The organism is Spirosoma endophyticum (assembly GCF_900112365.1).
Taxonomy (GTDB): Bacteria; Bacteroidota; Bacteroidia; order Cytophagales; family Spirosomataceae; genus Spirosoma; species Spirosoma endophyticum.
The window spans coordinates 1-14,904 of sequence record NZ_FOLQ01000003.1; the positions used below are offsets into that span (position 1 = coordinate 1).

Annotated in this window: 9 protein-coding genes and 1 rRNA gene; 2 read left to right on the top strand and 8 right to left on the bottom strand. The window is 42.2% G+C overall.

Annotated features, from left to right (window positions below; genetic code table 11):
* Window positions 1-318: ribosomal RNA gene (locus BM202_RS09140) — 16S ribosomal RNA — on the bottom strand; the annotation flags it as partial.
* Between the two features lie 343 nt (window positions 319-661).
* Entirely contained in the window at window positions 662-2,293 is a 1,632-nt protein-coding gene (gene pruA, locus BM202_RS09145; protein WP_093825236.1) for an L-glutamate gamma-semialdehyde dehydrogenase, read from the bottom strand.
* A 160-nt stretch (window positions 2,294-2,453) separates the two neighbouring features.
* Between pruA and thrC the strand changes: the two genes are divergently transcribed.
* Entirely contained in the window at window positions 2,454-3,764 is a 1,311-nt protein-coding gene (gene thrC / locus BM202_RS09150; RefSeq protein ID WP_093825238.1) for a threonine synthase, read from the top strand.
* Window positions 3,765-3,858: 94 nt separating this feature from the next.
* Here the strand turns inward: thrC and BM202_RS09155 are convergent, their stop codons facing one another.
* From BM202_RS09155 to BM202_RS09175, 5 genes are all read right to left on the bottom strand, one after another.
* The gene (locus BM202_RS09155) at window positions 3,859-5,667 is read right to left on the bottom strand and encodes a tetratricopeptide repeat protein (RefSeq protein ID WP_245776599.1); all 1,809 of its coding nucleotides are present in this window, start codon (window positions 5,665-5,667) and stop codon (window positions 3,859-3,861) included.
* Window positions 5,668-6,155: 488 nt separating this feature from the next.
* Window positions 6,156-7,040, bottom strand: coding sequence for a class I SAM-dependent methyltransferase (locus BM202_RS09160; protein WP_093825240.1), 885 nt, complete (start codon window positions 7,038-7,040; stop codon window positions 6,156-6,158).
* Between the two features lie 82 nt (window positions 7,041-7,122).
* Window positions 7,123-8,988, bottom strand: coding sequence for a tRNA uridine-5-carboxymethylaminomethyl(34) synthesis enzyme MnmG (mnmG, locus tag BM202_RS09165; RefSeq protein ID WP_093825242.1), 1,866 nt, complete (start codon window positions 8,986-8,988; stop codon window positions 7,123-7,125).
* Between the two features lie 156 nt (window positions 8,989-9,144).
* Window positions 9,145-12,453 carry a DUF4175 family protein gene (locus BM202_RS09170; RefSeq protein ID WP_093825244.1) on the bottom strand — a complete coding sequence of 1,103 codons (3,309 nt, stop codon included), beginning with the start codon at window positions 12,451-12,453 and terminating at the stop codon, window positions 9,145-9,147.
* A 19-nt stretch (window positions 12,454-12,472) separates the two neighbouring features.
* On the bottom strand, window positions 12,473-12,826 hold the full coding sequence (locus BM202_RS09175) for a hypothetical protein (RefSeq protein ID WP_093825246.1): 354 nt from the start codon (window positions 12,824-12,826) through the stop codon (window positions 12,473-12,475).
* A 47-nt stretch (window positions 12,827-12,873) separates the two neighbouring features.
* Here BM202_RS09175 and BM202_RS09180 point away from each other — a divergent pair, with 47 nt between their 5' ends.
* Window positions 12,874-13,593 (top strand): ComF family protein, encoded by a 720-nt coding sequence (locus tag BM202_RS09180; protein ID WP_093825247.1) that lies wholly within the window; start codon window positions 12,874-12,876, stop codon window positions 13,591-13,593.
* A gap of 30 nt (window positions 13,594-13,623) precedes the next feature.
* Here BM202_RS09180 and gldJ read toward each other — a convergent pair whose 3' ends face one another.
* Entirely contained in the window at window positions 13,624-14,883 is a 1,260-nt protein-coding gene (gene gldJ / locus BM202_RS09185; protein WP_093825249.1) for a gliding motility lipoprotein GldJ, read from the bottom strand.
* Between the last annotated feature and the right edge of the window lie 21 nt (window positions 14,884-14,904).

The window sequence follows — 14,904 nt, forward strand, 5'->3', positions numbered from 1 at the left end:
GGTCCGTATCTCAGTACCCATGTGGGGGCCAATCCTCTCAGAACCCCTACTGATCATCGTCTTGGTAGGCCGTTACCCTGCCAACTAACTAATCAGACGCAAGCCCCTCTCAAACCCATAAATGTTTACCCCAACTACCAGGTGATAAATGGGAACCGTGCGGGTTTACCCCAGCTTTCGCCGGGCTATCCCCCAGTTTGAGGCAGGTTGCTTACGCGTTACGCACCCGTTTGCCACTGTTCTTGCGAACCGTTCGACTTGCATGTATTAGGCCTGCCGCTAGCGTTCATCCTGAGCCAGGATCAAACTCTCCATCGTAAATAATTGTGTGACTAACCAAAGCTAATCACGATGTTTATAGCCTTATTAAGTGCTAACCTATTGATGTCAATACGTCAAAGAACTGTCTCTCTTTCGAGATGGTGGTCAACCGTTGTTGACCTTCCTTATATTTGGGAGTGCAAAGGTACGGCACTCAATTATCTTTGTCAAGAAAAAGTTAAAAAATATTTTCGTTAGTTACACAACTCTTTATTTCTTAACTTATTGATAAAAAGGCTCTTATATAATTTTATCTGCCTCTCTTCTCTGATTTGGGAGTGCAAAATTAAGAGACTTTTATACGAAATGCAAGTGTTGTTCTAAACTTTTTCAAAAATATTTATTCACCTTGTAGAAAGGGATATCCATAATGTTTTGGCGATACATAGGTCTCTTTTATAGTACGAGCTGAAACCCAGCGATATAGGTTTAAGGCTGATCCTGCTTTATCATTTGTTCCCGATGCTCTTGCTCCCCCAAATGGTTGTTGCCCTACGACAGCTCCTGTTGGTTTATCATTGATATAAAAGTTCCCTGCAGCATTCTGAAGGCTGTGTGAGACCTGTTCGATTACATAGCGGTCTTTCGCAAAGATTGATCCTGTGAGCGCATATGGTGACGTATCATTCACAAGTTTTACTACATTTTCAAACTCAGAAGGCTCATAAACATATATAGACAGGACAGGCCCAAAAATTTCCTCACACATGGTCCGGTACTTCGGATCGTTCACTTTCAATACGGTTGGCTCAACAAAATACCCTTTTGATCCATCGTAGTTACCTCCTGATACGATACTCACCTGGCTATTTTGCTTCGCTTCATCAATATAGGCAGTAATTTTTTTGAAAGATTTTTCGTCGATCACGGCGTTAATGAAGTTTGTAAAGTCTTCGGTTACGCCCATTTTCATTTTCCCCAAGAATTGTTTCATTCTGGCTTCAATAGCTGGCCAGAGGGTTGACGGCACATAGGCACGGGACGCGGCTGAACATTTCTGGCCTTGGTATTCGAAAGCTCCCCTTACCAATCCCGTAGCTACTTCGTCAGAATCCGCTGATTTATGAACCAGCACGAAATCTTTTCCACCCGTTTCACCCACGATACGTGGATAACTTTTGTACTTGTGGATATTGGCGCCAATTGTTCCCCAGATTTGTTGAAAAACACCTGTGCTACCCGTAAAGTGTATTCCAGCAAAATCTTGGTGATTGAATATGACCTCACCGGCAACTGGCCCATCCACATAAATAAGGTTGATAACTCCATTTGGCAAACCGGCTTCCAGAAGCACTTCCATTATTACTTTAGCCGATAAGACTTGCGTGTAAGCGGGTTTCCAGACAACCGTATTGCCCATTAATGCAGCTGAGGTAGGGAGGTTGCCAGCAATAGCAGTAAAATTGAATGGCGTTAATGCAAAGACAAAACCTTCAAGTGGGCGATATTCCAATCGATTCCAGACTCCTGGCGATGAATTAGGCTGTTGTCGGTAAATATCAGTTGCGTAATGAACATTAAAGCGTAAGAAGTCAATCAGTTCGCAAGCTGAATCAATTTCAGCTTGATACGCATTTTTTGATTGGCCCAGCATAGTGGCTGCATTGATCCGAGCCCGGTAGGGACCGGCAATAAGATCGGCGGCTTTTAGAAAAATGCTTGCCCGATGCTCCCATGACAAATTTGCCCAAGCATCTTTGGCGGCTAAAGCAGCCTCAATCGCTTGATTAACATGCTGACTGTCACCTTCATAAAAATAACCTAGCGTATGCTGATGGTCATGGGGGGGGGCAACCCGAAGTTTTCGATCGGAACGAACTTCCTGTCCATCGATATACATGGGAATATCGGTTTCCTGTGAGCGAAAATCCTGTAAGGCTAGTTTAAGGGCTTCACGCTCAGGTGAACCGGGGCGGTACTCTTTAACCGGTTCATTGGCCGGGGTTGGTACGTTAAATAATCCGAAAGACATGATGATGTGTACGAGTTTTCACAAATTTACGGATTACGCTACGTATCCAATTCATACACATTTATCCAATCATCTACATTTGTTTTCCACATTTCATTAGCTCAAATTCGATTCATTGGGCTGATTTGACGTACTTTGTTATCCTATTTTGATTTTACTTATGCGTTTTTATAGCACGAATAGCCCGCAAACTTCGGTAACTGCCAAGGAAGCTCTTTTTCATAGTATGCCTTCGGATAAAGGTTTGTACATGCCAACACCCCTACCCCGTTTGGGTGCTGACTTCTTTGAAGCTATTGCAGGACGATCGTTAGCCGATATTGGTTTTGCCATCAGTCAGGCTTTATTTGGGACTGAAATAAGTAACGCAGATTTAGAAGAACTTACCCACCACGCGTTTCCATTTGATACGCCAGTCGTTGAATTGGAACCTGGTAAAATGGGTGTTCTGGAGTTATTTCATGGACCATCTTTGGCTTTTAAAGATGTTGGAGCACGTTATATGGCTGCTTTGATGTCTTATTATTCGAAGCAAAGTGATAAAGAAGTAAATATCCTCGTTGCAACTTCGGGCGACACAGGTGGAGCCGTTGCCATGGGCTTTCATAATGTGCCGGGCGTTCGCGTCTCGATTTTGTATCCAAGTGGGCGCGTTAGTGAGTTACAGGAAAAACAGCTTACTACACTTGGCGGTAATGTGCAGGCGTTCGAGGTAGATGGTTCTTTTGATGATTGCCAGGCTATCGTGAAGCAAGCCTTTATTGATCTTGAGCTGAATTCTCAATTGTCTTTGTCATCAGCTAATTCAATTAATATCTTTCGGCTTATTCCTCAAGGGTTTTACTACGTTCGGGCATATGGCCAAGTCCGTCAACAGGAGAAGCCTGTCGTTTTTTCGACGCCAAGTGGCAATTTTGGAAATCTGAGTGCTGGAGCTATGGTTCAGCAAATGGGTTTACCGATAGCTCATTTTGTCGCAGCAACTAATTTAAATCAGGTTGTACCGGTCTACCTCGAAACTGGTATCTATTCTCCTAAGTCTTCAATTGCCACCATTTCAAATGCTATGGATGTGGGGAGTCCAAGTAATTTTGTTCGATTAGCAAATCTCTACGGCAACGATTACGACCGTTTTAAGGCGAATGTTTCTGGCTATTTCTACAATGACGATGAAACACGAGCTGGCATGCGACAAATTTATGATCAATATAGCTACGTCACCTGTCCTCATACGGCTATTGGTATAATGGGCTTGCAAGCTTACATGAACGAAACCAAGAGCGATTTTGTGGGTGTCGCTTTAGCAACTGCGCATCCATCGAAGTTTAAGCCTTTGGTTGAGGATGTATTAAATAAACCAGTTGATGTACCCGAACGATTAGCAATTCTAGCGGATCGAACAAAGCAAAGCATTCATATTCCTGCTTTGTATGAAAGTTTTAAAGAATCTTTACTTCAAACTGTGTCCTAAAACTCAGGGTTATCCACAAAAAGGGCCTATTTCTAGCAGAAATAGGCCTTTTTTGTGGATAACCCTGTTCAGAACTGATACGTTTTGTGAACAACTAATTTACTGTATCTCCTCGTAATGCCCGGAAGCGTTTACGGGCTTCTGCTCCGTATATACTTCCGGGATACTGTGTTAATACTTTCTGATAAGCCTCCATTGCTGCATTTTTGTCTTTAAGTCGTTCCTCGTAAATTCTTGCCTGAGTGAAAAGAGCGTCGTCCCCCAGAATGTCATTTGGATATTTACTAACGATTTTCTTCAGGTCTTCAAGTGCTTCAGCTGTTTTACCCTGTTTCAGATACGTATTGGCTCGCAGCCATAGGATCTCATCCACTAAGCTATGGTCAGCATATTTGGTCAACATCTGATTCAGCGCACTTACTGCTTCATCGGTTTTATTCTGGAAGAGCAGTAAATCAATTGATGCATATTCGCGCATGGCTGCTTCTGTGCTATCTAAGCCGGTGTTATCCACAATTAATAAACTTAACTGCTCAGCATCATTAGCGATTTCGCGGGACGTAGCTAATTTCAGCACGTCGAGCAAATCTTTCGCAACGACTAGGTTGCCCCTGTAATAATGAAGTTTAGCGTTTTTTAACTTAGCTTCATACCCTAACAATTCTTCCTTCTGCGATTTTTCAACCTGCGAATACAGCAATGTAGATTCCCAAGGTTCTCCTTTGAGCAAGTAGATATCACCTTTGTCAAGTTTACAGCGATCCACAAAGTTTTTGTCCGTTTTTCCTAAATCAATGGCCATGTCCAACACAGTTAGGGCTGTGTCTTTGCTATCGAGGTAATTACCGTAAAGGTTAGCGGTACTACGTAACGCTTCGAGCGTCTTAACGTTTGTACCGATCTCCTGCAACATTCGTTGATAATCGCCAATGAGTTTTCGAATTTCAAGCTTATCTACTGGGTATGTATTTTTCACCTGCTCTTCCCGAGCATTGATAACGAGTCGGCGCGCAAATGGATAAAGCTGGCCCTGTGGATAAGTTGTATAAATATATTCAAATGCCTCAGCCGCTGTTCTGTATTCCTTGTTATTCATGGCCAGCATGCCCAGATCATAGACCCGACTACCATTCAATTTCATGCGTTTATCGGTAGCTTTCTCCTGTAGCAGAGCGCGGCTAAATTTTTGCTTCTGGACAAAATACCAAATCAGGAGTTCATTGTATGCTAATTCGTTCGGCTCTAACTGAATCTTGGAGTACAAGGCTTTTTCCACAAGTGGCTCATCTTTGGTGTTGATGAAGCCCTGCAGTGCGGCTAAAACAGTTTCTTTCTTATCTGACTGCTTACTGGTTGTAATGATTTCATCAATCGCTTTTTCAGTTTGACCCGTTGCTTTGTATAGGCTCATCAATTCCTCACTGTGAGCCGTTGGATCTTTACTGACGTCACGTATCGTTTCAATCGATCGGATTGCCCAGCGCGTCTCTCCTGCTTCGTTGAAGGCAGTCGCAATCTTTTCAAGTTTAGGAACAGATGATTTGCTGGCTTGAATAGCTGCTGTATAATGTGTTTTTGCCAGGGTTGTATCTCCCTGTTGGGTTGCCAGTTGGCCGCTTAGCAATTCGTAGTAGGCCCGATTCGGTTCGTCGCTACGTTGCTGCTTGCGCAAGTACTTGATCGCATCTTCTCTTTTGTTGCTTTTTTGCAGACTATATACGTATCGTGATAGTTTATCCCACGTTACGTCTGTTTTTAACAACTTGGCATACTCGCTGGCTGCTTTATCAAATTCGCCAGCTTTATAATATTCTTCAGCCAACGCTGCTCCAGTCTGTCCCCAGGCCAACCCCATCGACAACACCCATAGTAATGCGATAATGACTTTTGACCTTATTAACATTTTATAAAAAAGCTTTTTAAAAGAAACGTTATTATACCTATTAGTCGTGTGGATATGTGTACAAACTGGTTGTCCACTTTTTAAGTTAATCAATGTGGATAAAAGTAGCAAGATATCCACAAGCTTTACTTTACTTATCCACTTGTAACAGATTCATTTCTAAATAAATAACATTTTATCCACATTATTATTATTTTAACCTTGTGGATTTGTGCATAGTTTTTATACACATATTTTACTGGGGAAAATTTGTGGAGCTAGTTGTGATATGTACGCGTTTCTCCACATATGCTACCTCTTTAAAATGGTATGTGGATTACTTCGCTACTCTTCCACATGTATGCATACGTTTGTGAACAAGTTTTCCACACCTACTATCTGGTTATACACATGTTTATTCACACTAAAATTTAACTTTTTTAATTTAGAATTGACCTTTACCGTATAGGCATAAATAAGCGATATTATTCAGAAAATCAGGTGGATAATCAGTCTTTCTTGAAGAGATAGATTAGGCTGGAGTAATTACCCGTGTGTTTAGCTTCTGCATTTGATGACAAACCTATCTGTACACTTTTTAAGTAATTGGTTTTTCCAGTCTGATAACGAGTACTAAGCATAGCTATATAAAACGCATCGAACAGCATAGGGCGTTGACCAACTAATTTGAAGCTATGCTTCTTGAAAAGGGGTTCTATCGTTGAAGGTGTAAAGTGATGTGAGTGCCTTGGCACATCGTAGGCAGCCCAGTATTGCTTAAAGGCACGAGCATCGTAGGAATCCGAATTCGGCACTGCAATTAATAAGGTACCCTGTTCGGCAAGCAGTTTATGAAGTTGTGGAATGGTTTCATTCAAAGTAGGAATGTGTTCGAGCACATGCCATAGAGTGATAATATTAAATGGCTTTACTCCTGCCAGTGATTTCAGATCAGGTTTAATTTCGGCTTGCAGTTTTTTTAAGGCTAAAGCGCGCGCATCATCATCTGGCTCCATACCTGTTACCTGCCACCCCCCTAATTGGCAACTTTCCAAAAAAGCTCCTGTTCCACAACCTACATCTAATATAGTACCCTGTTTATTTCCATTCAACTTTCTGATCAAATTCAATTTCGACTTTAATGTATAGTTTCGAACTAGACGATATGCTGTGTTAAGTAAGCCGCTGCTTTCATCATTATGCGAGATGTACTGCTCAGATTTATAATATGAGCCAACTGAATCAGCATCAGGTCGGGGATTCGTAAGTCGGAAACTGCACTGCTGACATTGCTGGATAGCAAAATTCTGATTACTCACCAAATAATCTTTACAGGCTAAAAATGAATCGAACGTTCTGTTGCCGCAGACTGGGCATTGACTTATGGTTTCCAAAACTTTGAATTGACTTTAGTAAAACAAAAAAGTTCTGATTATATGCAGTAGGCAATTTATAATCAGAACTTAGATAAAACTGTTACCGGCCCATATAGACCAATAAAATAGAAACATCGGACGGGCTGACGCCACTAATTCGAGATGCCTGACCAATCGTAGAAGGACGCAATCGCTTTAATTTTTCCTTTCCTTCGAAAGAAAGTGCCTTTAATCGGTCATAGTCAAACGTGGGATTTATTGACAGGTTCTCCCACTTGTCTAACTTGTCCGCGTTCTGTTTTTCACGATTAAGGTAGTCTTCATATTTTATTTCAATAACAGTCTGTTCTATTACCTCCTCCCCTACCCTAATCTCTGGCATGTCAGCTACTAATTTCAGTAAGTTTTTTACGTCTTCCTGCTCAATCTCCGGCCGCTTAAGCAAAGTATAAAAACTGCTTTTTTCACGTAGCAGAGCGCTTCCTTTGGTTTCAAGCCAGCTATTTATTTCTTCTGGTTTCACTTTTGCAGTTCGAATTGAATTGGTCAATTCGGCTATACCAGCTCGTTTAGCCGTCATGGTATCATAGCGTTCCTGCGAAGCTAAACCGATAGCGTAGCCTTTTTCTGTAAGCCTTAAATCAGCGTTGTCCTGCCGAAGTAATGTTCGATATTCTGCTCTGGAAGTAAACATACGATAAGGCTCCTCTGTACCTTTCGTGATGAGGTCATCAATCAGAACACCTATATATCCTTCAGATCGTTTGATGGTAAATTCGGCTTCTTCGTACGCATTTCGATGCGCATTTATGCCTGCCATGAGTCCCTGGCAAGCTGCTTCCTCATATCCTGTCGTCCCATTTATTTGGCCAGCGAAGAAGAGATTATGTACAAGCTGAGTTTCTAAAGTTGTCTTTAATTGAGTCGGCGGAAAAAAATCATACTCAACGGCATACCCCGGACGAAACATCCGTACATTCTCAAAACCCGGAATTTTACGTAATGCGTTGTATTGAACAGTTTCCGGTAATGAAGTAGAGAAACCATTAACATATATCTCCACGGTATCCCAGCCCTCTGGCTCTACAAAAATCTGATGCCTATCTTTATCTGCGAAGCGATTTATTTTATCTTCAACAGAGGGGCAATAGCGAGGTCCCAACCCTTTTATTCGGCCAGTGAACATTGGTGACTTGTCAAAGCCGGTTTTCAGTTCATCGTGTACTGCTTGATTTGTGTATGTGACCCAGCAACTACGTTGTTTTGTTAGAGCGGGTGTATCTGTGTAAGAAAACTTGCCTGGTTTTTCATCACCTAGCTGTTCCTCCATTAAGTCGTAATTTAAGCTTCGGCCATCTACTCGTGGTGGAGTACCCGTTTTCATACGACCTGACTCAAAACCTAAACCAATCAATTGTTCGGTTAAACCCGTTGCAGAACGTTCGGCGGTTCGACCTCCACCAAATACTTTTTCGCCGATAAACATCTTTCCATTAAGGAACGTACCGTTTGTCAAGACAACCGATTTGGCAATAAACTCAACGCCTAAACTTGTTTTTACTCCCGTTATCCTACCATCTTTTACTAAGACTTCATTGACTGTATCCTGCCAGAAATCAATATTCCTGTTTGATTCTAATGCTTTTCTCCATTCCCAGGCAAAAACATTTCGATCGCTTTGACAACGTGGACTCCACATGGCAGGTCCTTTTGAGCGATTTAGCATCCGAAATTGAATCATGCTTTTATCACTAATGATACCCGACAAACCACCTAAAGCATCAACTTCACGTACGATCTGACCTTTGGCAACTCCACCCATGGCAGGATTGCAGGACATTTGGGCGATTGTCTGCATATTCATTGTTATAAGTAATACACTGGAACCCATGGTTGCTGCTGCACTTGCTGCTTCGCAACCCGCGTGCCCTGCCCCTACTACAATGACATCGTATGAAGAATACATTTCTAGTGTTTTTTAAAAAAATGTTTCACGTGGAAACTTTTCACAAAATTGTTGAAAGTTGATGAAAAGATAAAACGTGATCGAAATTGCAATATCTAGGCAACAAAAAACCGCAGACCTTTGTGCCAAGTCTGCGGTTTAAAAGTGAAAGAGAAATTACTTACTCACTTTTTGTAAATACTGATTTGCTTCTTTTTTATAAAATAGGTTGTAGTTCGGCGTAACTGAACGCAATACTTCAATCTGTTTCGTTTTGTTCTGTAAATTCGTAGAGTCAAAGAAAGAAGGAGTACTACGTTTGGCTGATTTAGCTGCTTCTGCTTCCCGTTTTGGATCTTCTTCTTGCTGTTTAAGGGCTTTCTCCGATTCAAGTAAACGAGTGAGAATTTCATTTTGCCGATTGATAGTGGTTGGATTAACGCGTTTGTTGACTAAGTCAGTTTCTGCTTCATCCATCTTTTCCATCAAATCTTTTACCTGCTTCTCCTGCATTTTACCCGCTTCAGTGCCTTTTGCATTCTCTTCTAATTTCTTAAGCATGCTACGTATCATAGCTTGTTGAGCCGCCATTTCGGAAAGCTCCTCAGAGAGGCCCCTTCCCGACTTGCCTCCTTTTTGCAATTCTTTCATCTTACCATTGAGTTGCTTTTGCATCTCACTCATCTCACCTTCGCCGGGTTTACTACCTTTTTTATCGCCTTTACCCTTGCCTGGCATTGCCATTGCGTTCATTTGCTGCTGCATATTTTTCAATACATCACTCAACATTAGGGCTAAATTATTGATAGAAGTCATAGCAAATTGCTGCTTGGAAGAAGCCATGTTTAAGCGCCGGTCACGCAATTGCTGAACACTTTCGTCCATGTACGACTTCATGTTCGTTAATTCGCGGGTAACAAATGATTGAATTTGCACCACACGGCTGGCCAAGGCGTTCAGACTATCTTCAATAATCTTGGCGTCATCCTGCAGTTTTAGCTGCTCCTGAGAAAGCTTAGTGACACGGGGGTCCTGCAAACTCATACCCCGGAAATCTTTCATCACTCGCTCCTGCCCAAAGGATAACGTAATGAGGTTGTCAAGGATGTTCCGTAAGTCGTCCATGTTCTCCTGCATCTCTTCCATTTCCGAAGATTGCATAGATTCTTTCATGGCTTTACTCATGGCTTTCATTGATTTTGCCGACTTTTTCTGAGAGGAAGCAGCCTTCTTACCTTGGTCGCTTTTCATGCTTTTTGTCGCTTCCTCCATTTCCTTTTTAATGTCCTCCTGCTCTTTTTCGGAAGGATCTGGCTTATTTAAATCATCTTTCTCTGCCTGCTTCTCAAGTTCCTTTAGTTGGTCCTGCGTGTTTTTAAAGTCTTCCTGAGACTTCTCCTGTTGCTTTTGCTGCTCCTGAGATATCTCATCTTTCTTGTTATTTTCCTCGGCTTGCTTCTCTAGATTTTCAGCCTGCTTCTCTAAGTTTTCAGCGATGTTGTTAACCTTCTGTTCTAACTGCATTTGCTTAAAAAGCTTCAGGGCACGGTCTAAATCACGCTCCATATTCTTCTCTTTGCGACTTAGCTTTTCGAGCATATCAGACGCCTTCTCATCCTGCTTACGCTCCAGCAATTGTTTTAACTGCTCATATAGCTGTTTGGATTCTGGGTCAAGCAATTCACTAAACAGCTTTTGAAGTTGCTCCATTTTATCCCGCATCGCCTGGTTTTTCTCAGCGAATCGTTGTTGAGTATCGTTTGTCTTCTGGAGTTGCTCCTGCAGTTTCTGTACTTCCTTCATTAACTCTTCGCGCTTTTGCAAAATGTCCTGAAGCTGCTTTTTATCCTGAAAATCGGAAGTCTTCTTCGTCCGCATCCGGTCTTCCATCTGGTTCAACTCCTTCTTAATCTCCTGTGTTTTACTTAGCGCATTATCTATTTGCTGCTCTGTTTTCTCCGCCGATTTATCGACCTGTTTCTGAATTTCAGCATTAGATGGAATCACAAAATTTAGCTGATTTGACCGGCTGGACTTGGGACCATTAACGCCATCATTGTCCCATACCTGCACAAAGTATTCCAGCCGATCTTCCTGTCCAAGCGTCAAACTATCCAGCGACCAGTTATAAACAAAGTTCTGGGACGTAGTAGAACGATTAACCGGAATATCCTTAACATAAGTAGATGACTCCTTTCCATTACGATTGATTTTGTAGTTCAACCGCATCTTCGAGAACCCATAGTCATCTGAAACAAGGCCAGAAAGTGCAATATAATCATACGTTACCGTGTCCTGAATCCGATCAACCGAAATTTGTGGGTAACGATCTGGAATAACTTGAACATTATATTGGATCGTCGATGGGGAAGAAATTTGCCCGTTTTTAAGCGATACTGTGTACTGAGCATTTTGCATTAGTCGGCGATTTAGAACAAACTTATTTGCTTCCTCTAAATGAGCCGGCGTTGGCTTTAAATCAGTATTGAATCGGAAAAGAAGAGAGTCTGTATGGTCAGCTACAAACTCCCAATTCACAACAGTTCCTTGTGGTACCAGCAAGTTGCCCACGTTAGAAAGTTGTTCAGATGGTTTATTGAGATAAGCCGGGTAAGTGAGGTGGACGTTAAACGAGAGTACAGCCGGGCGGTCAATCAGCGCAATTTTGTAAGATGAAGAATTGAAGCCAGAGGCCTCTAAATGGAAGTCTAAATCGCGTTGAAGATTATCAAAATTATACGTGAAATTATCGCCTTTCTGCTCAAGCTTAAACCGTGTTCCATTAGCTACTACGTAAACGGCCTGTGGTAAAACGTCGCCAGTGAGCTTCACTGACAATGGAAAATCTTCGTTTCGAAAAGCCTTCATCGACTTGTTTTGAACAACAAATTGAAAAGGCGCTTCTTCAACAAATTCTTTATTATAGTTGACAAGTCGTGTTGAGGACTTAGTGAAAAACGCTGGGTTAATTACCAAGATCAATAAAATTAACGCGAGCGGGGGAATCGCATATTTTAGAAATTGCCTGTTACGACTGATTTGTATGGCATTGGCAAACCGGTTAATGAGCAACTGCTGCGACCGCTGATTGAGGCTTGCCTGGAGCAAATCACTTTGGTCGGATGATATGCGTTGGAGTTGAAGTGTGTTCAGTAGCTTATCCCCTACCTCCGGAAAAAAAGTCCCGATTTGCTTGGCTGCTTCATCGTTGGTCAAAGGTTTGTTGAGACCATATAAGCTCATCAGTGGCTTCCCCACCAGCATATATAGACCAACAAGCACTGTGAGTAAAAAGCCAAAAAATAGAACACCACGGCCTGCCGAATTAAATCGGCCTACAAATTCTGCGGTGTTTATAAATAAATAACCTGTACCCAATAAGGCAACAAAAAGCAAACTGCCCTTTACCAACTGGTTTTGGAAATAGCGTCTTTTATACTCGTCAATACGTTGCAGAAGCGTTGTATAGGCAGTTGATGATTGCATACGAATTCAGGTTGAGTAGTTAAACTAAGAGAGACTCGAAATACTGAATGACGTGTTGTTTTAAGAAATTTTCCTGGGATAAGAGATCGCCAACTGGAACTGGTTTTGCCAGCGTCCATTGTGGCCATCCATCTTTATCATACCCTTCAAATGTATAGTAACCTGATTGGCTCAGCACCCTGCATACGGCAATGTGCATAAGATCCTGTTTTGCCTCTTTAGAAAAACGAATAGGACCCTTTCCTAATTCTTGTACGCCAATTAAAAATAGAACAGCATTAAGATCGGCAGGGCGTTTTCCTACCAACGATTGAAGTTGATTAAGTAACTCTTCCCACGCATTATCTATACTTTTTTCTTCCACTACGTTCATTACGTTATTGTTATCTCTAAATTACAACGATTTATAGTATCTAACGAATGTTCTTGGTATTTCAATTTATTCTTGGGCTTTTTGTCGATTTTACGGATCTTCTATTCCCTACGCTTTGTCTGGGTTGTAATCAATCTTTAAGCGCAAACGAGGAAGTACTATGCGCAAAATGTCGAATTAATCTACCCGAGACAAACCAGCATCTTGCTCCTTACGATCAGCACATACTTAACAAATTCGCGGGGAAAGTGCCTATCCAGTTTATTGCTTCTTACGTCTACTTTACAAAAGGCGGTATTGTACAAAAACTAATTCATGGCATTAAATACAAAGGCCGTAAAGAAGCTGCTAGAACAATTGCGAGTTGGTACGGTCATCAATTAATGATAAATAGTACGCTTGCAAATAAAATAGACGTACTAATTGGTGTTCCGTTGCATAAGAGTCGATTGCGGCAAAGGGGATACAATCAAGCAGACTATATCGCCCAAGGCTTATCCGAATCGCTTAACATACCGTATCGAATAGACGTATTGAAACGGAACCGCTTCAAGGAATCGCAAACAAAAAAGAACAGGTTCGAACGCTGGGAAAACGTTAAAACAGTTTTTTCTGTAGACAACCACGAAGAAATAAAAGGGAAAAACGTCGTTGTAGTCGATGATGTACTAACAACGGGGGCAACCATTGAAGCTTGTGCAATTGAATTGCTCAAAGCAGGTTGTAAATCGGTAGGGGTGCTAACAATAGCGGCCACCCATCGCTGAGTGGCCGCACAAATCTTTTGTAGCAAACGCTTACTTGTTCCGACCAACGCCAATCATGGCGCAGCGGAAACCGATCATAGCCGTAGCCGAATCCTGATCCAAGTAACGACGTGTACCAGGCGACAACCAATACGCTACGTCATTCCAGGAACCACCTTTGTAAACCCGTAGTTTATCGTCGATCAGTGACTGCTTGTTTTTGGTGTCATAATTTTTTGCGTCATCCATGTAGCCATTCCGACGAATTGGGTTTAGGTCGTTCACATCCTGATAGGACAGTGGACGGTATACGTCATAAACCCATTCATTTACGTTCCCTGCCATATTATACAGGCCGAAGTCATTAGCAGGATAGGCATATATTTCTGCCGTAATTATCGCACCGTCATTCGAGTGACCAGCAATACCAGCGTAATCACCACGACCCCGTTTGAAGTTCGCTAGCATTTGACCCTGTTTGCGTCCTTTCTTAGGATTCCGTACTGATGAACCATCCCATGGATAAATCCGCTGATTGATCTGGTTCTCATCCATATACTGTGTACCGATAAGGGCTTTTGCTGCATATTCCCACTCGGCTTCAGTTGGAAGGCGATAATCTGGTAAAATCATCCCACTTTCCAGGCTTGGTTTTGCCGAAGGAGAAGCAGTTGCTTCAGCTAATGCTGGTTCAGCGTCTTTTTTAGATTTACGCTTTAGTGAAAAACCACCTTTCTTTTTCGTGCTGGTTCCGCCTTTTGCCATTTCGTTGTTAACCGCATTCGACCGCCAAACAGCATAATCACTGGCCTGTACCCAGGATACACCCACAACTGGATAATATCGGAAGGCCGGATAACGCATGTATTGCGTTACATAAGAGTCATTAAACGACATTGGATTGGCCCAAACCGTGGTATCGGGTAAGGCTGCTTTAACAACCTCTTCTGAAGAATCACGGGTGATTGCGTTCAGGTATTCAAGGTAGTGAACATTCGCCATTTCAGTTTCATCCATATAAAATGACTGAATGGAAACAGTACGTTCGCGGTTATCGCGGCTATTCATTACGTCCTCTTCGAGGGCGCCCATCGTAAACCGGCCGCCTTCAATGAAAACAAGGTTTGGACCAGCTTTCTGTCCTGCAAATTTTTTGACTTGGAAGCCGTCTTTCTGGTTGTAAGCAATCCCCGTAGCCGTACTCTTCTTACCAGGCTGCACACTGGTCGGGTGCTTGGACTTACAGGATGCCAGGGCCGCCGTTGCCAGCAGCACAAAAGCCGCTCGTCGCAGGTGATACTTTTGAATCATTGCTCTATTTTGTGTAAAACG

Coding starts and splice junctions, on each gene's coding strand:
- gldJ (WP_093825249.1), bottom strand. CDS start 14,883: ATGATTCAAAAGTATCACCTGCGACGAGCGGCTTTTGTGCTGCTGGCA.
- BM202_RS09155 (WP_245776599.1), bottom strand. CDS start 5,667: ATGTTAATAAGGTCAAAAGTCATTATCGCATTACTATGGGTGTTGTCG.
- pruA (WP_093825236.1), bottom strand. CDS start 2,293: ATGTCTTTCGGATTATTTAACGTACCAACCCCGGCCAATGAACCGGTT.
- BM202_RS09175 (WP_093825246.1), bottom strand. CDS start 12,826: ATGAACGTAGTGGAAGAAAAAAGTATAGATAATGCGTGGGAAGAGTTA.
- BM202_RS09180 (WP_093825247.1), top strand. CDS start 12,874: ATGTTCTTGGTATTTCAATTTATTCTTGGGCTTTTTGTCGATTTTACG.
- thrC (WP_093825238.1), top strand. CDS start 2,454: ATGCGTTTTTATAGCACGAATAGCCCGCAAACTTCGGTAACTGCCAAG.
- mnmG (WP_093825242.1), bottom strand. CDS start 8,988: ATGTATTCTTCATACGATGTCATTGTAGTAGGGGCAGGGCACGCGGGT.
- BM202_RS09170 (WP_093825244.1), bottom strand. CDS start 12,453: ATGCAATCATCAACTGCCTATACAACGCTTCTGCAACGTATTGACGAG.